Here is a 19154-nt window from a genome sequence, read left to right on the forward strand (position 1 = left end):
TAGCGGGGGCGGGGCGGCGATCGTCGAAGTACGGTTGTCCCATTGGCGTCATTTGGCGGTCGGGGGTGCATACGTGTCGTCCGGTTCCGGTTCGGACCCGCACATGCTGGCCCTGCTGCGCGCGATCCGGCTGCGCTCGGCCGCCCCGGACGCGGCCGCGGCGGGCGCGGCGGACGCCATGGCGGCCCTCCGGGGCGAGATCTCCGAGATACCCGACGCCGGCGTCATACCGGCCGAGCTGAGTCACCCCGGGCTGATCCATCCCGAGCTGATGGTGCACCCGGACTGGCCGGCGCACCACGAGCTCCCGGCGGCGGAGACCCCGGCGCTGCCGTCGGCCCATCCGTTCCGCGACCTGTCGGCCACGAGCATCCCGCGCGAGAGCCCCCAGGAGGCCACGGCCCACTCCCGGCCGGGCGAGTTCCGGGCGAGCATGGGCCCGCTCCCGAGCGGAACACGCCCGGCACCGAGCACCCCACCGTCGACGCCGGCACCCCCGGCAGGTGGCCAGCCCGCACCATCCGGCGCAGGCCGCCCGATCGTCGACGGCCCGGGAACGACCACCCCGGCTCCGGCCCCCGGATCGGTGCCGGCCCCGGGAACGACCAGCCTGCCGGAGACGTCACCGGTCGCCGACTTCGACCCCGGCCACCTCATGGACCTCCTCCCGGACGACCTCGGCCGCAGCCAGCGCACCACCACCTCGACCTCACCGGTCCCCGCCCACCTGATCCCCCCGGAAGCAGCGGTCCCCAACGGCGGGAACACCGGCGCGTCCCCGGGCAGCAACGTTCCCGGCGGCGCGCTCCCGGGCGGCACCGGCACAGGCAACGCGGCCGCCGGTGGATTCGGTCCAGGCGGAACCGTCCCGGGGGGCGCCAACCCGGGCGGTACCAACCCGGGCGGCATCGGCCCAGGCGGCAGCGGTCCAGGCGGCAGCGGTCCAGGCGGCAGCGGTCCAGGCGGTGCTAGCCCAGGTGGGACGGGCCCAGGTGGGACAGGCCCAGGAGGATCCGGCGTGGGCGGGCCTGGCATGGGCGGGCCTGGCGTGGGTGGCGTTGGCTCGGGCGGCCCGGGCGGGGGTGGGGCTGGCTCTGGCGGGTCTGGTCAGGGCGGCCTTGGCGCGGGTGGATCCGGACCGGGCGGCATGAATCCAGGCGGAATCGGCTCCCAGCCCGGAGGAAGGACCCCGGGCGGGGCCGGGCCGGGCGGCGCGAACCAGGGTGGTCCCGGACCAGGCGGCATGAACTCAAGCGGCGCGATCCCAGGCGGCGCGATCCCAGGCGGCGCGATCCCAGGCGGCGCGATCCCAGGTGGGACGGGCCCAGGCGGCGCGATCCCAGGCGGCGTGAACCCGGGCGGGACGTGGCCGGGTGGGGCCGGGCCAGGTGGTACAGGGCCAGGCGGTCGCGGCGGGACCGGGCCGGGCGGCGCGAACCAGGGCGGCGCGAACCAGGGCGGAGCGGCGCCGGGTGGGACAGGTCCGGGCGGGACAGGTCCGGGCGGGATGTACCCGGGCGGCGGTAGGCCAGGTGCTGTCGGTCCGGGAGGTATGACGCCGGGAGGTATGACACCGGGAAGCGCCGGAGCGGGCGGTCTGGTGCCGGCGGCCGGGGCCGGAGGTCCTGGCCTGCCCGTTCCAGGTTCGCCCGTTCCTGGGTCGCCCGTTCCAGGTTCGCCCGTTCCCGGGTTTCCCGCCCCCGGGGCAGGACTTCCGGGCATGGGTGGTCCGGGCGGTCAGCAACCGGCCCACGGTACGACGATTCCAGGAACGGTGATCCCGGGGGGACCTCTTTCCGGTGCTCCGGGGGCGGGCCGGCCGGCTCTGCCGTGGGACGCTGCGGGGCGGGCTGACGGCGTACCCGGAAGAAGGCCGACCATCGCCTATCCGCCGGGTCCCGGGCCCTGGGCCGGCGGTGCTCCCACCGCCTCGGCGTCACCGATCGGGGCCATCCCGCCGCTGAGCGGGCCGCGACCACCGTGGTTCGGTGATCAGCTGAACCCTGCGCAGGGTCTGTCCGCGATCCGGTTCCCCGATCTTTCCGGCCTCTGGGGTGCCAAGCCGGTCGCTCCCGGGCGGCCCGCGCTGCCGGCGGACGGGATGGATCCCGCGGACGATGCCGCGCTCACCGAGATCCGGCGGCTCCTGGGCAACAGCCTGTCCCTGGCCGGCGGGCCGGCCGAGGTGGCGGGGCGGTTTCGGGCGGCCCTGGCCCAGGCGCAGCCGATGCTGTTCGCCACGCTTCCGGGCGGGCCGGCCTCGCAGGTCGAGCAGCTGGCCGACGGGCTGGTCTGGCTGGCGCATCATGTGGATCAGCCGCCGATGCTCGTGGCCGGGTTCGGGCGGCTGGGGATGGCGCTGGCCGAGGCGGGGGTGGCACCGCAGCAGCTGCAGCTGGCGGGGGCGGCGCTGGCCGAGGCGATGCGGGCCGGGATGGCCGCCAACGGGTGGCGGCAGGATTTCGACCAGGCGTGGCGGTCCACGTGGCAGCACGCCTACGAGTGGATCTCGGAGGGGATGGCGGTCGGCGGGTACGAGCCGATGGTCTGGAGTGCGAAGGTCGTCTCGCACGAGCTGCGGCGGCCCGATCTCGCGGTGATCCGGCTGCGACCGTATCTGCCCCTGCCCTACCTGCCCGGCCAGTTCGCCCGCGTGCAGGTGGCGGAGCATCCGGGGGTGTGGCGGCCGTATTCGCTGGCCGGGACGCCGCGCCGGGACAACGTGCTCGAGCTGCATGTGCGGGTCAAGACGTTCACCGGCGTCAGCGGGAGCCTGGTGCACCGTACGGGCGTGGGGGACAGCGTGCGGATCTCCCGGGCCGAGGGTTCGATGATCCTGCCACCCGCCGGTCGTGACCTGTTGATGATCGCCGGGGACACCGGCGTCGCGCCGCTGAAGGCGCTGCTCACCGAGCTCGCCGTGACCGACGATCCGCGGTCGGCGGTGCTGTTCTGGGGCGTCCGGTCGATGGCCGAACTGTACGACCTGGACGAGCTCGTCGCGATCGCCCGGGCGGCGCGGCGGGCCACGGTGATCCCGGTGATCACCGAGGGGGAGCCCGGGCCGTACCCGTCGGGTCCGGTGACCGAGGCGGTCGCCGCCTACGGCGAGTGGTCGGATCACGACGTGTATCTCGCGGGACCGCCGGTGATGCTGGCCGAGACCGGTGCCGCGTTGATGCATCTCGGGGTCGGGCCCGGGCAGATCCATCATGACCCGCCGGAACAGTCCTGACGGGTCAGGTCACGGCGACGTCGATCCGGAAGTCGAGGTCCGCGCCGGCGGCCGGTCGCGCGGTGGTTCCGGCCCGCGAAAGACGCCGGCGCGGCCCGGGCAGTGCGGGCCGGCCGGCCGGTCAGAGGATCGCGGCCAGGGCCTTCGCGTAGGCCGGGGGGACGTACGTCTCGCCGCCGGGGGTGAGGACCGCGGCCCGGTCGGCCTCGGACCAGGCGGCGGGGGGCACCGCCGCTCGCAGGGCCGTCACCACCGGGGCGTCGGCCCACTGGGGGTCTTCGGCGAGCATGGTCAGGGCGACCAGGGATTCCTCGACCTCGCCCACGCACTCGAACGGCTTGTGGGCGTCGATGCCGAGGAGTTCGAGGTAGCCGGGCACCTGGGCCGGGTCGGCGAACAGGTCGCGCCCGAAGATGTGGGTGAGACGCTCGCGGGGCATGGACGGGGCCATGGCGAGCGCGACGAAGCGGCATTTGGGGCAGTCGCCGCACCAGCGGGTGGTCGGGTCGTGCAGTTTGAAGGCCTTGTTGCAGCTGGTGACCACGTCGTCGTAGGCCGGGAAGCGGGCGTACAGCTGGGCGATGTGCAGTTCCGACAGTGACCGCAGCAGCGAGAAGTACGGCTCGGTGAGGCCCACGTAACTGGTGACCGCGGCGCGGAGCAGGCCTTCCGCCTCGACGCCCTTGGACCACTGGTGGTTGATCTCGTGACCGTTCCAGATCAGGTTGGGGTCGGAGGCCGAGCGTTCGTTGGACATGACCACCGGGCCGAGGCCGTGCAGCACCGCGGTGGCGATCGCGATGAGCGAGTTGATCGCGGTGACCGGGATGTGGCCGTTGCGGGCGCCGGCCTTGTTGAGCTCGAACAGGTGCGGGTCGAGCTTGCGGCGGGCGGCGAGCGCGGGGATGCCGGAGGCCGCGTTGACGTTGACGATGACCGGGTTGGGGTTGACCGAGAACGGTACGGGTTCGAGCCCGGCCGCCCGCAGGATCTCCAGCGTGACGATGGAGTCCTTGCCGCCCCCGACCGCCGACAGCGGCCGCGCGCCGGAGTTGTCCACGGGAGCCGCGGCCGGCGCCACGCCCGGGACGTCGACCGACATCGTGAGCACGAACGGCAGCTGGTTGACGTACGCGTATTCGCCCAGGCCTTTGCTGTAGACCGCGTCGAACAGCGCCTTGGCCTCCGGGGTCACCGCCTTGGGGGCCTCGATCCGGGCCGGCGCGCCGACCTTGTAGTAGCTCACCCCGGCCACGACGTGCACCAGGTCGAGCACCCGGTGGAACGCGTCCGTGGGCGCGGGCCCGGCGGGGAACGTGATGGTCTCGGTGAACGTCTCCGGGGACTCGCCGTCCAGCACGTAGTCGAACGTCGCCACCCCCGTGGACGGGTCGTAGGCGTACGAAGGAAAGCGCATCACGTCGAACTGCACCCGCAAACTCCCAACATCGGACCGACGGGCAATACTAGTGCCAATCGACAGAGGGAGTATTCCTGTGCGTTTGGCAGATCTGCGCGGACGTTCCGTAGCCGTCTGGGGGACCGGCCGTGAGGGCCGTGCCGCCGTGACCGCGATCGCCGCGCAGGGGCCGTCGCGCCTGCTCGCCGTCGACGACAGTGCCAACTTCCTGTCCGTGCCGTGGGAGGGCGAGCTCGCGGAGAAGGCCCCGCTCGCCGGCGGTGACCACGCGTTCCCGGCCCTGGTCAGCGCCGATGTCGTGGTGCGCTCGCCCGGCGTGCCGCAGACCCACCCGTGGATGGTCGAGCTGCGCTCCCGGGGCGTGACCGTCACCGGCGGCAGCGCGCTCTGGATGGCCGATCATGCCCGCAAGACCGTCGGTGTGACCGGCAGCAAGGGCAAGAGCACCACCGCCGCGCTGATCAGCCACCTGCTCGCGGCCGCCGGGCGGCCCAACGTCTTCGGCGGCAACATCGGGGTGCCGCTGCTCGATCTGCCCGATTCTGATCAGTACGTCCTGGAGCTCTCGAGCTACCAGTGCAGTGACCTGACCGACTCGCCGCGCGTCGCGGTGGTGACGTCGCTGTTCCCCGAGCACCTCGACGCGCACGGCGGTGAGCGGGAGTACTACCGCGACAAGCTCAACCTGCTCGCGCACAGCCCCGAGCTGATCGTGGTCAACGGTGCCGACGAGCGGCTGGTGACCGAGACCCTGGCGATGCGCGACGTCAACAACTGGCCGGCGATCCCGGCGGGTTCGGGGGATTCGCGGTTCCGGATCGAGGACGACGGTCTCGTCTACTGCAGCGACGACGCGCTGTTCCCGCGGGACGCGCTGAAGCTGCGGGGCCGGCACAACGGGCGCAACCTGTGCGTGGCGCTGGCCGTGCTCGACGGTATGGGTCTCGATGTGCTGAAGCTCAAGGACGAGCTCGCCGCCGCCGTCGCGACGTTCCAGGGGCTGCCGCACCGGCTCGCCGAGATCGAGGATCCGTCCGGGCTGACCTTCGTCGACGACACGCTCTCGACCAGCCCTTACTCGGCCATGCACGCGATCGACGCGTACGAGGGCCGGCCGTTGACCGTGCTCGTCGGCGGCACCGACCGCGGCCTGGACTATGCCCCCCTGCGGGACCACCTGAAGGGCCGGGAGATCACCGTGATCGGCCTTCCGGACAGCGGTCCGCGCATTCTCGCGGCCTTGCAGGACCTTGCCGGGGTACGCACGGAGTCCGCGGAGGACCTGCCCGCTGCCGTGCGTCTCGCGCGTGAGCTGACCCCGGCCAGGGGTGTCGTACTGCTGTCGCCGGCGGCGCCGAGCTATGGGCGGTACCGCAACTTCGAGCATCGTTCCGAGGTTTTCGCCGAGGCCGTCCGCGCATCGGCTCAACCGGCTGATCGAAGGGCTTAACCGGTTCTGGGCAGAATTATTGCCGGACCGTGATCTTGTTTCCGCCGTGCGTCATCTGTTGACGGCACGTTTCCTTTCGCACGCGGAGTCACGACGGAGCGCCCGAAATGGCCGGTTATTTGTCTGCTTCATGGTCATATGGGCGTGATCAAGACAATTCGCTGCGTAATCGCGATTGATGCCCGTCGTTCAGGTAACGGTTTGAAAACTTCACCCACAGTCTTGACAGGAGGGGGCCCGCAGTAAGAACTTTTACCGCAACAGTTAACACTCCTACCTGAGGGGCGGCCCCATGGTCGAGCCACAAGCGGACGGCACCGCTCGCACAGCGGTCGCCGACTCGCCGGCGTACGACCAGGCGCCCGTGCCCGTCATGCACGCCTCCGACGGCGTCCTGATCCGGGTGCGCACCCTCCTGCCGGAATTCACCGGCGCCCTGCAGCGCGTCGCCGAGCAGGTGCTCACCGACCCGGCCGCCGCGTCCCGGGCCACGATCGTCGAGCTCGCCGAACGCAGCGGCACGTCGCCGGCCACGGTCACCCGCTTCTGCCGGGCCATGGGCTTCGACGGCTACGCCGACCTGCGGCTGGGCATCGCCGCCGAGACCGGCCGGGCCCGCTCGGCCGGCTGGCACATCGACATCGGCCGCGAGATCCAGCCCAGCGACCCGCTCGAACGGGTGCTCGGCCAGATAATGGCCGCGGACACCCGGGCCATGCACGACACCGCGTCCCTGCTGGACCTGCGCGAGGTCGACCGGGCCGCGGCCGCGGTCGCCACCGCCCAGCGGGTCAACATCTTCGGGGCCAGCGGCAGCGCCCTGGTCGGCGAGGAGATGCAGTTCAGCCTGCACCGCATCGGTGTCGCCGCGTGGGCGTGGACCGACGTGCACAACGGGCTCGCCAGCGCCGCGCTGTCCCGGCAGGGCGACGTCGCGCTCGGCATCTCGCACAGCGGGGAGACCGGCGAGACCATAGAGCTGGTGGCCGAGGCGAGCAGCCGGGGCGCGACCACGATCGCGCTGACCAGCTTCCCGCAGTCGCCGCTGGCCGAGCTGGCCGACATCGTGCTGCTCACCGCCACCCAGGCCACGACGTTCCGGCCGGACGCGCTCTCCGCGCGGCACCCGCAGCTGGTCGTCCTCGATCTGCTCTACGTCGCCGTCGCGCAGCGGACCCACGAACGTTCGCATGCCGCGTTCCAGCGAACCGCACAAGCCGTCCACGGTCACAAAGCCGCCAAGGACGGAGCAGCACCCCATTGATCCTGACGCTTCACGGCACCCCCTCATAAACCTCTCAGCGCCCGGCAACGCACCAAGATTCTGAGGAGAAAGCGAATGTCCGACATCTTCAAGCCCGAGGTCGACCGCCGGACGCTGCTGCGCCGCGCGGCCGCCGTGGGCCTGCTCGCCACCCCGGCCATGGGCATGCTCACCGCCTGTGTCGGTGGCGGCGGCGACAGCGACGACGACGCCGCGGAGAAGCCCGCCGGCACCGTCTCCGCGACGAACCCGCTCGGTATCAAGGAGGACGAGCCGCTGGAGATCGTGATCTTCAACGGTGGCCTCGGTACCAAGTACGCGACGGACGTCGACATCCCGTCGTACAACAAGCTGTTCCCGAACTCCAAGGTCACGTTCAGCCAGACCGAGGAGATCGCGACCGTCGTCCAGCCGCGGTTCACCGGCAACAACCCGCCCGACATGATCAACAACTCGGGCTCGAAGCTGATGGACCAGGGCGCGCTGGTGCAGGCCGAGCAGGTCCAGGACCTGACCGAGCTCTTCGCGGCCCCCTCGCTCGACATCACCGGCAAGACCGTCAAGGACACCCTGATCCCCGGTACGGTCGAGCAGGGCACGTTCAACGGCAAGCCCTACGTGCTCAACTACGCCTTCACCGTGTTCGGCCTGTGGTACTCCGGCAAGCTGTTCAAGGAGAACGGCTGGACCGCGCCGGCGACCTGGGCCGACTTCCTCAAGCTGCTCGACGCGATGAAGGCCAAGGGCATCACGCCGTACGGGTACGCGGGTGCCAACGCGCCGTACTACCAGTACACCGTGCTCCTGGCCAGTGCCGCCAAGATCGGTGGCCCGGACATCCTCAAGAACATCGACAACCTCGAGCCGGGCGCCTGGACCAACGACGCCGTCAAGCAGGCCGCGGCCGCGTGGGCCGAGGTCGGCGCGAAGTACTCCGACAAGGCGTTCCTCGGCCTCAAGCACACCGAGGTCCAGCTCAAGCAGGACCAGTACCAGGTCGGCTTCTACCCGTCCGGGTCCTGGCTGGAGAACGAGCAGGCCAAGGACACCCCGGCCGGCTTCGACTACCAGATCATGCCGCTGCCCAGCGTCACCGCCGCCGACAAGCTGCCCGTCACCGCGCTGTACGCGGCGGCCGGCGAGCAGTACTTCGTCGCCAGCAAGGGCAAGAACCCCCGCGGTGGCATGGAGTTCCTGCGCCACATGCTGTCGAAGGCCGGCGCCGTGGGCTTCACGCAGCTCACCAAGACGCTTACCGTGGTCGCGGGTGCCACCGACGGCATGGAGATCAGCCCCGGTCTCACCTCGGGCAACAAGGCGCTGGTCGCCGCCGGTGCGGACACCTTCGCGTTCCGCTTCGACACCTGGTACAAGAAGCTCGACGACGAGCTGCGCGCCGCCACCAACGAACTGATGTACCAGGGCGGCACCGCCGACAAGTTCGTCGAGCGGATGCAGAAGGCGGCCGACGCCGTGAAGGCCGACTCGTCGATCGAGAAGTTCTCCCGCTGATTCCCAGCATCTGACTACGCGTAACCGCAATCACGGACGGAGCTTAGAAGCATGAAGCACGGCAGGTACCCGTTCATCATCGGCTTCCTGATCGTGCCGGTGGCAATCTACTCGACGTTCGTGATTGCGGCCTACGTTCAGGCGTTCCAGCTGTCGTTCACCAACTGGCGGGGGTTCTCCCCCGACGTGGAATACATCGGTTTCGACAACTTCACCAAACTCTTCCAGGACAGCACGTTCTGGAAGGCGATCCAGCACCACGTCCTGCTGCTGATCTTCCTCCCGCTGCTGACGATCGCGCTGGCACTGTTCTTCGCGTTCCTGCTCAACGTCGGCGGCGGCTCCAAGGGCGGGCGTACCCAAGGGGTCTGGGGGTCGAAGTTCTACCGCGTGGTGTTCTTCTTCCCCCAGCTGCTCGCGCTCGCCCTGGTCGCGGTCATCTTCGCCCGGGTCTACTCACCGGACGAGAGCGGCCTGATCAACGGCCTGCTCAACCAGATCGGCTCCGGCCCGGTCCTGTTCCTCGCCGACAAGAACATCGCGCTCTGGTCGATCCTGGCGGTGCTCGTCTGGCAGGCGGTCGGCTTCTACGTTGTGCTGTTCTCGGCCGGCATGGGCTCGATCCCCACCGAGATCTACGAGGCGGCGGCGCTGGACGGCGCCACCCGCGGGGTGCTGTTCTTCAAGGTCACCCTGCCGCTGCTCTGGAACACGCTGCAGGTCGCCTGGGTCTACCTCGGCATCGCCGCGTTCGACGCGTTCGCCCTGGTGAACGTCATGTCCGTGGACCGGGGCGGCCCCGACGGCGCGACCACCGTGCTGGGCCTCGAGATCTACCGCAACGCGTTCGACTACGCACAGTTCGGCTACGCCTCGGCGATGGGTGTCGTGCTGTTCTTCCTGACCCTCACGTTCGCGGCGCTGACCCTGCGGGTCACCCGGCGCGAGACCGTCGAGCTCTGAGCCGCACCGGGAGCCTGAGATGACCAACCTGCGTACCGATGTCTCCACCCCGCCGCCGGGCTCGGTGAACTACCCCGGCTCCGGCAAGTCCGCCGGGACCCCACCGGCCAAGAAGGAGATCAAGCTCTTCGGCGGCTTCGCCCACATCGCGCTCGCGGTCTGGGGCCTGCTCGTCATCGCGCCGCTGATCTGGGTGATCCTGGCGTCGTTCAAGAGCAACACCGAGATCTTCACGCACGCGCCGTTCAGCCTGCCGAGCGCGCTGTCCTTCGAGTCCTACAAGACCGCCTGGACCGAGGCCCACGTCGGCCGCTACTTCCTCAACAGCATCTTCGTGGTGTCGCTGAGCACGGCCGGCACCATGATCTTCGGCTCGATGGCCGCGTACGTCCTGGCCCGTTACAAGTTCTTCGGCAACCGCTTCATCTACTACCTGTTCGTGTCGGGCCTGGCGTTCCCGGTGTTCCTCGCCCTGGTGCCGCTGTTCCTGATTCTGCAGAACCTCGGCCTGCTCAACACGTACCTCGGCCTGATCCTGGTGTACATCGCCTACTCGCTGCCGTTCACGGTCTTCTTCATGACCGCGTTCTTCAAGACCCTGCCGAACCACGTGGCGGAGGCGGCGATCGTCGACGGGGCCTCGCACACCCGGCTGTTCTTCCAGGTCATGCTGCCGATGGCCAGGTCCGGCCTGGTCAGCATCACGATCTTCAACATCGTCGGCCAGTGGAACCAGTACCTGCTGCCGGTCGCGATCATGCAGGGCCAGGGCGCCGAGAACAAATGGGTCCTCACCCAGGGCATCGCGAACATCTCGGTCTCGGCGGGCTACCAGGCCAACTGGGCCGCGCTCTTCGCCGCGCTCACCCTCTCCATCCTGCCCATGATCATCGTGTACGCGTTCTTCCAGCGCCAGATCCAGTCCGGCCTCACCGCCGGAGCAACCAAGTAGGCCCAGCCGTACGACGAGGCGGTGCCGTCCCCCGGGGCGGCACCGCCTCGCTGCGTCCACAGCCCTGCTGAAAGGCCTGCGGTGCCCGACCCCGATCACTGCGCCGCCCACCCCGTCACGGCCCACGGGGCGGATGATCGCCGACCTGAGCGCGACGCTGACGGCCTGATGCTGCTCACCCAGTCCGAACACTCCCGCCGGCCGGCAGCGATCAGCAAAGACCCCGGCGCACTCGGTACCGAGCTCAGCTCGCAAACCGGTCAGATGGCCACCGTCATCGCGCTGACCGAGTGCCCCACCCGCGGGTAGCCCCCAGGCCCTCCCACACGCACCTTTCCGCGCGCCCTCACCCCGTTTCCCCTCCCGCGCCGCCGACATAACCCCCACCGTGCCGCCCGACCGGGCTTGCCCGTGCCGTCCCACCGGGCTTGCCCGTGCGGTCCCACCGGGCTTGCCCGTGCCGTCCCACCGGGCTTGCCCGTGCCGTCCCACCGCGTCGCTTGCCTGTATCGACTCACGGCCCTGTCAGTGCCGTCTCCACGGCCCGCGCGGCCGCCACGGTGACTGCCTGCGACACCCCCGACCGCGCCGGCCTGCGTTTCCCCGCATCATTCGGCGGCGATCAATGTCTTTCAGTGGTTTCGGGTATTGGTGGGCCGGTGGGGTGTGGGGGCGCGGGAAAGTGTCGTACCCCGGGGTCAGAATGGGGGTGTGTTGATCGCGGTGGTGTCGGAGAACGGGAGCTGGCGGGGGCCCGGGTGGCTCAGGCCGCTGCGTCCCGACGGCACGCCCGCCGCCGAGCCCGAGCCGGTCGCCGACCTGGCTGTCGCGATCGCCGAGCGGGAGGCCGCGGAGCGCCCCCGGTGGGTGTGGGCCGCCACCACCGACGGCTATCCCACGCTGTTGCGGGCCGGGGTGCGGGTGAGTCGCTGCCATGACGTCGAGCTGACCGAGGCGCTGCTGTCGGGGCACGCCGGGCGGTGGGGTGAGCCCCGGTCACTGGCCGCCGCGCTGGCCCGGCTGACCGGGGTCGCGGTTCCGCCCGATCCTCCGCCGCGCATCCCCGAGCCGCCCGGCCAGATGCAGGACACCCTGTTCGGGCCGGCCACCGAGCGGTCCGGGTCGCCGCACACCGCCGTGCTGGGCGTCGCCGGTGTCTCCTCGGCCACGCCCGGGTATTCGGTGCTCGACGCGCTCGTGCGGGTCTACGCCGACCAGCATCGGCGGATCGCTGCGACCGGGCAGCCGCGCCGGTTCGCGTTGCTGGTCGCCGCCGAGTCCGCGGGGGCGCTGCTCGGCGCCGAGATGGGGCTCGCCGGGCTGCCGTGGCGGGCCGACGTGCACGACGGTCTTCTTCGTGAGCTGCTCGGGCCGCCGCAGCCGGTGGGGCCGCCCCGGCGGGTCGCCGAGCTGGCCGCGGAGGTCAACGCCGCGTTCGGGATGCGGGGGCTGCACCCCGATTCGCCGGCCGAGGTCGTGCGGGCGTTCGCGCGGGCCGGTATCGACATCCCGAGCACCCGGGCGTGGGTGCTGCGCAACGTCGAGCACCCGGCGGTCAAACCGCTCCTGGAGTACAAGGAGCTTTACCGCATCTGGACCGCGCACGGCTGGTCGTGGCTCGAGTCCTGGGTCAGCGAGGGCCGCTTCCGCCCGGAGTACGTCCCCGGCGGCGTCGTCTCCGGGCGCTGGGCCACCCGGGGCGGTGGCGCGCTGCAGGTGCCCAAGGTGGTGCGTGGCGCGGTGATCGCCGATCCGGGCTGGACGTTCGTGGTCGCCGACGCGGGTCAGCTCGAGCCGCGTGTCCTCGCGGCGGTCTCCGGTGACCGCCGGCTCGCCGCCGCCAGTGAGGCCGACGACCTGTACGCGGCGCTGGCCGCCGACTCGTTCGGTGGTGACCGCCCGAAGGCCAAGGTCGCCCTGCTCGGCGCGATGTACGGCCAGACCGGCGGCGCGGCGATCCCGGCCCTGGCCGTCCTGCGCCGGCACTATCCCGTCGCCTTCGAGTATGTCGAGGCGGCGGCCCGTACGGGTGAGGCCGGGGGACTGGTCCGTTCCTGGCTCGGCCGCACCTGCCCGCCCTCGTCCACGGCGTGGCGCGACGCGGGCCTCGACCCGCCCGAGGACACCGGGTCCGCCGACGTCCCCCAGGGCGGCGCGTCCGGCCGGGCGCGGGGCCGCTTCACCCGAAACTTCGTCGTCCAGGCGACGGCCGCCGAGTGGGCGCTGGTGCTGCTCGCCACCTTGCGGACGGCGCTCGACGGTCTGCAGGCGGAGATCGTCCTCTTCGTCCACGACGAGGTCGGCGTGCACTGCCCGCGGGAAGAGGCCGAGCAGGTCGCCGAGGCGGTCCGCGCCGCCGCCGTCCGGGCCGGCGAGCTGCTGTTCGGCGACACCGAGGTCCGGTTCCCGCTGGACGTCTCCACCGTCGACCGGTATGCGGACGCGAAATGACCGGCGTTCAGTCGTTGTTGCTCGCGCTGGGCGGGAATTCACCCAGGAATTGGACGGCCGGGTAGGCCGACCATTCCTCGGGCGCCGCCTCAGGATAGGTGATTCCCAGGCGCCGCCAGAAATCGATGATCACCCACGTGTCGTCGATCGTGCATTCGTCGTCCGGGAACACCTTTCCCGCGTACGGTGCCAGGAACCGCCGGAACAGGCGGAACGTGAACGTGTCCGGGTTGACGAAATAGGACGCCAGGGTGTCCGGGGGCCGGGCGAACAGGTCACCCAGTACCGCGGCGTCGCCCCGCCACCGGCTTTCCGGGACCCCCTCGACGACCATGTACGCGGGGTCCGAGGCGAACCGGTCGGCGACCCGCCCCGACTCGTACGCGACGTGCCACCACATGTCGCTGTCGTAGATGTTGATCGAGCTGGCCACCACGCCGAACTCCCGTGACAACCAGCTGCTGGCCGTGCCCTGGTAGCCCGCGTACCTCGGCCAGTCCACGACCAGCCAGCCGTCCCGGGGCGGGACCACCACGGCGATGTCCTTCGTCGTGGCCGTCCCCGCCGTCACGATCCGCGAGCCGACACCGTGCCCGGCCGCGAACCGGGTGATCGCGTCGGCCACGATCGCCGGGTCCGCGACCGGCAGTGCGGTGAGGTGCACGAACTCGCCCACCCACCGACGCTATCGCCCGGCGGGGCCGGCCCGGGGAGGGTTAGCCCGTTCGGTCCGATCTGGCCGGGAGACGGTCATCCCGGCGGTTGGTACCGCCGTCGGAGCCATTTCCGGCGCCTTTCAGGGCTTACCGTGACAGCATTGGCACCCGAGCCATTCCGGCACGGCCGCATTCTTTTCCGGAACTGCCTCGCGGGCACCGCTGTGCCCTGAACAGAAATCGAGCCCAGCCATGCGTGAATGCATTTCTCCGTGACCGCGGCCCTGCCCGCGCGGATCCGCGGCGACCGTCAGGGCGTACACCAGGCTCTGGGTCTGGTCGTCGCGGGTTCGATCAGCGTCCAGGTCGCCGCCGCGATCGCGTCGGGCCTGTTCGCGGCGCTCGGCCCGTTCGCGACCAGTTCGCTGCGCATGATGCTCGCCGCGGTGCTGCTGTGCGCACTGTTCCGGCCCCGGCTGACCGGGCGGACGGCCACCCAGTGGCTGGGCATCACCGGTTACGGGATCGCCATGGCGGCGATGAACCTCTGCCTGTACGCGGCCATCGACCGGCTCCCGCTCGGCGTCGCGGTCACCCTGGACTTCCTCGGCCCGTGCGCGGTCGCCATGTGCGCCGCCCGGCGGGTCGGCGAGGCGATGGTCGCCCTGGCCGCGCTGGGCGGCGTCGTGCTCATCGCCGGTCCGGGCGGATACTTCGACCTTGCCGGGTACGCGTTCGGGCTGGCGGGCGCCTTCTTCTACGGTCTTTACACGCTGTCCGCCGAGCGGGTCGGCAAGTCGGAGGCCGGGCTGTCCGGCCTGGCCCTCTCGGTGACCGTCGCGGCGATCGTGTCGTCCCCGTTCGGCCTGCCGGTCGCGCCGAGCGTCACCGCCGGCCAGTGGCTGGTCCTCGCGGTGGCGGCGGCGCTGGGCGTCGCCCTGCCGTTCGCCGCCGACATCATCGCCGCCCGTCTGTCGTCCGCCCAGGTCCTCGGCACCCTGCTCAGCATGGACCCGGTCGCCGGCGTGATCGTCGGCGTCCTGCTGCTCGGCGAGAAGGTCCACGGCTTCGCGATCCTGGGCATCGTCCTGGTCGTCACGGCGGGCGCGGTCATTGCCGGCCCCACCCGCGCCGACAGCAAGACGCGGTCCCGAGCAACGCAATCCCCAGCACGGGCTGAACGGCGCGGTCCTGGCCGGCGCGGCGCGAGGCGGTGCCGAACGTGCGGTGCGGCGACAGGCGGTGCGGGACGTGCGGTGCGGCGACAGGCGGTGCGGCGGCAGGGAGTGCGGGACGTGCGGCGCGGGGTGGTGCGGCGACGGGTGGTGTGGGCACAGGCAACGCGGGGCGGCGGGGAATGATCCTGGCTGATGACAGCGGTGCTCCGTCTGGCCCTTGGGGCCGCATCCTGCGAAAACGTGAGGTGGTCACCACAGTGGAGGTCTATCGGCACTAGTCTCTTGCTAATGGACACGGGTGATCCCGGAGACCCCCGCGAACATATACGATCGTCACGTCCGCGCGCGGATGATCGACTTCTTCACCCTCGATGGTCTGTCGTGGCCCCGGCGGCTGTGGGACGTCGGCTCATTGCTCGCGCTGCAGGAGCTCTGGGAGGCGGGCACGTGGGCGCGTCACCGCGTCCTGTCCCCGGCCGCGGTCGACTGGCAGCGCCACGAACTGCTGCGGGTCATCGGCCCGGACATCGGCCTGGGCAGCCGCGATCTGCGCAGCCAGTTGACCGCGCTGCTGCGTGACCCGTTGCCCGACCCCAGCTCCGCGCACCGCCGGCTGCGGGAGGTGATCGATCACGCCCGCGGCGGATACCTCCAGCGCTGGGCCGACGCGGCCACGCTGCCCGAGGAGCGACGCCCACGACCGGAGCGACTGGCCCGCTCAGTCTCGGCCCACCTGCTCGACCTCGGCTACGACGCAAGCCATCTCGCGACCTGGATCGGCGGGCTCGCCCACGCCCGGGCGACGGCCGCAGAGGCGCTGCAAGGTGCCGTGGAGCTCGGGGCGGCCGCACCGAGGGAGTTCACTGTCCTCGTCGTGCTCAACAGTGTTCCCGAGCCGGCCCTGGCCGAGCGCGAGGAGTCGTGGCTCTCCCGCCACGGTGTGCTGGCCTGGCTGAGGCAGCGTGATCATCCGACCAGCGGCCTGCGTCCGGCAGGCGGGTTTCTTTATCGGGTGACCGCTCGGGATCCCTACGGTGCTGCGAGTCTTGCCCGGGAACTCGTGGATCGGTTGGTGGCCCGGGCATCTTTTATGCGAAGCAAGCGGGACGGGATCAAACCGGCCGATCAGCTCTGGGTCGACCGGCATCCTGATCCGATCCCACTTGCCGTGCCGGCCCGTGGCGCCGATGTTCTGTCCCTGGTGAACGAAGGCCATCTGTACAGGGTGGAGGGTCCTCGCACGGTGATCGACGATGCCCTGGAACTGGCCGCGCCGGTCAACCGCGGCGCCCTCGGGCCCGCTGTCGCCGGGGCGTGGGCAGCGGTCGAATCGCTGCTCTCCCATCCGGACGATCCCGTCGACGGGGAGCGGTCGGGCAAGGCGGTCGCCGCGGACCGGCTTGCCGCCATCATCGCGTGTTCATGGCCCAGGGCCGAATTGACCGCCCTGGCTCACCGGCATCACCCTGCTGTTCCTGATGAGCTTGCGCTGAGTCTCATGGCTTGCACCACCAACCGGGACCGGGCCTTTGCTGTTGCTGCCGCTCTGACGAACGGCGCTGTCCCGACATTCGCGACACGCTTCCGGCGGGACTCGGACATGGCCGCCGTGCACCGGATGCACCGGGTCGTCAATGACCCCAAGCGGGAACTCGCGGGCGCCGTTGCCGCTGTCCGGATCGCGATGAGACGGTTGTACCGGACCCGCAACATCGTGCTGCACGGTGGCTCCACCCAAGGTGTGGCGTTGAAGGCGGCGCTGCGTGTCGCCGCTCCGCTGGTGGGTGCGGGCCTCGACAGGATCACGTACGCCGCTCTTGCCGAGGAAACCGCCCCGCTGCGGCTCGCGGCTCGTGCGGAGGTGGGATTGCAGATCGTCGGCGGCGAGACTTCCCTGAGCGTGGCCGATCTTCTGGTGCCACCCGCATGACGGACCTGGGCCACCCGCGTGACGTACTTGGGCCACCGCATGACCGGAAAAGGGCAAGCAAAAGGGCCCAGGCCAATTGGCGAGGACCCCTGCGATGCTGGTGAAGACTTTACCCGATTGCTGCCGGGTCCACCACCCAGTTGGGGCAGGCGTCCCGGTCTCAGTGGCGGGAGTGGCGGCGGACGCCTCGGGTGTTGTAGGCGCGGCGGCGACGGCGGCTGCGGGCGGTGAGCATGGTGGTTCCGGCGATCACCGCGATGAGCGCGGCGCCGGCTCCGACGACGGGCAGGCCCGGGGTCTGCAGCAGGCCGGGTGGGGGTGCGGCGGCGACCGGGGCGCTGGAGCGGGCCGCCGCGGCGCGGTTGGGTGCGGTGGTGGTGCTGGGGCTGGGGCGGGGTTTCGACGGTTTGCCGATGATGCCGTAGATCCAGCCGGTGATGTTGTCGATCCGGCCGCTGAGGTCGGCGCCGGTATGCGGGCAGGTCGGGCCGTTGCTGACCACGGAGACCACGGTCGCGGTGCCGTCGGCCGCCTGGGTGAAGTAGGGGCCGCCGGAGTCGTGCGGGCAGGGGCTGGTGCTGGATCTCGGCGCGGTGCCGGCCATGCCGATGGTGGTCTTGGCGACGGTCGTCACGAGGAACTGGCCGGTCTGCATCCGTTCGGCGATGCTGGACTCGTCGCCGTCGGTGAGGCCGAAGCCGGTGAGGCGGACCTTCGCGTTGCGTTTGGGCGGCTTGGCGCTCAGGACCATCGGCCTGATGTCGGTGACCGGGGTCTTGAGTTTGGCGAGCGCGACGTCGGCGGTGCCCGACTGCCGGACCGCGACGATCTCGACCACGTGCCCGGCGCGGGTACGCAGGTCCGCCCGGCCGATGGTCGCCGTGGTCCGGTCCGCGACCGGCCGGGCGACATGCTTGCCGTTCACGTCCTTGAAGCAGTGCCCGGCGGTGAGCACCCAGCTGGGCGAGATGAGGCCCCCGGAGCAGGAGCTGTCCCGGCTGCCGCCGTCGGCGGTCGGCAGCCCGGTCATCGTCAGTTTGACCGCGAAGTCGTACTTGCCCTGAGCGGCGGTCTCCCCGTTGGCGATGCGGGGGACGAAGCGTGCGGCCCGGGTGGGCGCGGAGGCGTGGGCCGGTGTCCCGGCCAGGGCGGACATGACCGTGACGGCGACGCCGAGCCCCACCCACGTGCGTACCCGCATTCGCGCGCCTCCTCTGTCCGGCCATCAACTTTGACGTACGGTCGCCGGCAATCGTTCAATTACCGCCCAAGAACGGCGCGATCGACGACGGTCAGGGTAGAACCGGGCATCAAGGCCCGCGCCACCATGGGTCCATGGCGTTGGTGGTAGCGGTGGTGGAGATGAGTCAGCCCGAGGCGGGCCGCCGCCCCTGTCACGCGGGTCACCGAGGTCCGTGACCTCTAGGCGGTCGCGGCGATGACCCGGGTCAGTGCGGCGTGCAGGGATTGGAGCTCGTCGAGCGGCAGGCCGAGGCGCTCGACGACGGCCGGCGGGATCGTGAGGGCCTCCTCGCGCAGCGCCCGGCCTTTCGGGGTGAGGGTCACCGCGAGGCTGCGCTCGTCGGCCGGGTCCCGGCGGCGGGTGAGGTAACCGATCGCCTCCAGCCGTTTGAGCAGCGGCGACAGCGTGCCCGGGTCCAGCTGCAGCAGACCGCTCAGTTCTCGTACGGACGCCGGGGCGTGCTGCCACAGCGCGAGCATGACCAGGTATTGCGGGTGGGTCAGGCCCATGGGTTCGAGCAGTGGGCGGTACACCGCGACCACGCCGCGCGCCGCGACGGAGAGGGCGAAGCAGACCTGTTGTTCCAGGTGCAGCGGGTCAATGGTGGGTTGGCCGGCGTCGGGCATGCTGTTATCGTACCAATGGTTGGTGCACAAACTATCGGCACGGCAAACTATCGGTGCGGTAAGCAGGGGGAGTCATGGCGAAGGATGTTCGTGAGGGCGGCTTCCTGTGGAACTGGTTCTATAAGAACCTGGCCGGCCCCGCCGCCGTGCAGGGCGCGATCGAGGGGGTCACCCAGGAGGCCCGCGACGCGTGGAAGGCCGACCTGGCCGAACGCAAGCGCTACACCCGCGAGCAGCGCGCCCGTAAGGCCGAGGCCCGCCGCGGCTGAACGAT

Annotated in this window: 15 protein-coding genes; 10 read left to right on the forward strand and 5 right to left on the reverse strand. The window is 70.9% G+C overall.

The features are described 5' to 3' along the window. Window positions 1-243 precede the first annotated feature (243 nt). Window positions 244-657: a hypothetical protein gene (locus ACIA6A_RS15770; RefSeq protein ID WP_396098327.1), complete on the reverse strand. Its 414-nt coding sequence runs from the start codon at window positions 655-657 to the stop codon at window positions 244-246. A gap of 1444 nt (window positions 658-2101) precedes the next feature. Between ACIA6A_RS15770 and ACIA6A_RS15775 the strand changes: the two genes are divergently transcribed. Next, window positions 2102-3235 (forward strand): FAD-binding oxidoreductase, encoded by a 1134-nt coding sequence (locus ACIA6A_RS15775; protein WP_396098328.1) that lies wholly within the window; start codon window positions 2102-2104, stop codon window positions 3233-3235. Window positions 3236-3356: 121 nt separating this feature from the next. Here ACIA6A_RS15775 and ACIA6A_RS15780 read toward each other — a convergent pair whose 3' ends face one another. Continuing rightward, entirely contained in the window at window positions 3357-4652 is a 1296-nt protein-coding gene (locus ACIA6A_RS15780) for a hypothetical protein (RefSeq protein WP_396098555.1), read from the reverse strand. A 79-nt stretch (window positions 4653-4731) separates the two neighbouring features. On the opposite strand from ACIA6A_RS15780, the gene murD reads away from it, so the two are divergent. From murD to ACIA6A_RS15810, 6 genes are all read left to right on the forward strand, one after another. Beyond that, window positions 4732-6105: a UDP-N-acetylmuramoyl-L-alanine--D-glutamate ligase gene (gene murD / locus ACIA6A_RS15785; RefSeq protein ID WP_396098329.1), complete on the forward strand. Its 1374-nt coding sequence runs from the start codon at window positions 4732-4734 to the stop codon at window positions 6103-6105. Window positions 6106-6397: 292 nt separating this feature from the next. Next, a complete protein-coding gene (locus ACIA6A_RS15790; protein WP_396098330.1) occupies window positions 6398-7369 on the forward strand; it encodes a MurR/RpiR family transcriptional regulator in 972 nt (323 codons plus the stop codon). Between the two features lie 75 nt (window positions 7370-7444). Then, a complete protein-coding gene (gene ngcE / locus ACIA6A_RS15795; protein WP_396098331.1) occupies window positions 7445-8881 on the forward strand; it encodes an N-acetylglucosamine/diacetylchitobiose ABC transporter substrate-binding protein in 1437 nt (478 codons plus the stop codon). Between the two features lie 51 nt (window positions 8882-8932). Beyond that, on the forward strand, window positions 8933-9844 hold the full coding sequence (locus ACIA6A_RS15800; RefSeq protein ID WP_396098332.1) for a carbohydrate ABC transporter permease: 912 nt from the start codon (window positions 8933-8935) through the stop codon (window positions 9842-9844). A gap of 19 nt (window positions 9845-9863) precedes the next feature. After that, window positions 9864-10796: a carbohydrate ABC transporter permease gene (locus ACIA6A_RS15805; protein ID WP_396098333.1), complete on the forward strand. Its 933-nt coding sequence runs from the start codon at window positions 9864-9866 to the stop codon at window positions 10794-10796. Window positions 10797-11507: 711 nt separating this feature from the next. Continuing rightward, complete coding sequence (locus ACIA6A_RS15810) at window positions 11508-13247, forward strand: bifunctional 3'-5' exonuclease/DNA polymerase (RefSeq protein WP_396098334.1); 1740 nt, start codon at window positions 11508-11510, stop codon at window positions 13245-13247. A 7-nt stretch (window positions 13248-13254) separates the two neighbouring features. On the opposite strand, the gene ACIA6A_RS15815 is transcribed toward ACIA6A_RS15810, so the two are convergent. Beyond that, window positions 13255-13923: a hypothetical protein gene (locus tag ACIA6A_RS15815; protein ID WP_396098335.1), complete on the reverse strand. Its 669-nt coding sequence runs from the start codon at window positions 13921-13923 to the stop codon at window positions 13255-13257. Between the two features lie 240 nt (window positions 13924-14163). On the opposite strand from ACIA6A_RS15815, the gene ACIA6A_RS15820 reads away from it, so the two are divergent. Both ACIA6A_RS15820 and ACIA6A_RS15825 read left to right on the forward strand, forming a co-directional pair. Further along, window positions 14164-15264, forward strand: a complete 1101-nt coding sequence (locus ACIA6A_RS15820; RefSeq protein ID WP_396098337.1) for an EamA family transporter — start codon at window positions 14164-14166, stop codon at window positions 15262-15264. Window positions 15265-15430: 166 nt separating this feature from the next. After that, the gene (locus tag ACIA6A_RS15825; protein WP_396098338.1) at window positions 15431-17011 is read left to right on the forward strand and encodes an integrase; all 1581 of its coding nucleotides are present in this window, start codon (window positions 15431-15433) and stop codon (window positions 17009-17011) included. Between the two features lie 160 nt (window positions 17012-17171). On the opposite strand, the gene ACIA6A_RS15830 is transcribed toward ACIA6A_RS15825, so the two are convergent. Both ACIA6A_RS15830 and ACIA6A_RS15835 read right to left on the reverse strand, forming a co-directional pair. Further along, window positions 17172-18212, reverse strand: coding sequence for a S1 family peptidase (locus ACIA6A_RS15830; RefSeq protein ID WP_396098339.1), 1041 nt, complete (start codon window positions 18210-18212; stop codon window positions 17172-17174). A gap of 221 nt (window positions 18213-18433) precedes the next feature. Further along, window positions 18434-18880: a MarR family winged helix-turn-helix transcriptional regulator gene (locus ACIA6A_RS15835; protein WP_396098340.1), complete on the reverse strand. Its 447-nt coding sequence runs from the start codon at window positions 18878-18880 to the stop codon at window positions 18434-18436. A gap of 74 nt (window positions 18881-18954) precedes the next feature. Between ACIA6A_RS15835 and ACIA6A_RS15840 the strand changes: the two genes are divergently transcribed. Continuing rightward, window positions 18955-19149 carry a hypothetical protein gene (locus tag ACIA6A_RS15840; RefSeq protein WP_396098341.1) on the forward strand — a complete coding sequence of 65 codons (195 nt, stop codon included), beginning with the start codon at window positions 18955-18957 and terminating at the stop codon, window positions 19147-19149. Window positions 19150-19154: the final 5 nt, after the last annotated feature.

The sequence above is a fragment of the Actinoplanes sp. NPDC051494 genome (genome assembly GCF_044454705.1).
Lineage (GTDB): Bacteria > Actinomycetota > Actinomycetes > Mycobacteriales > Micromonosporaceae > Actinoplanes.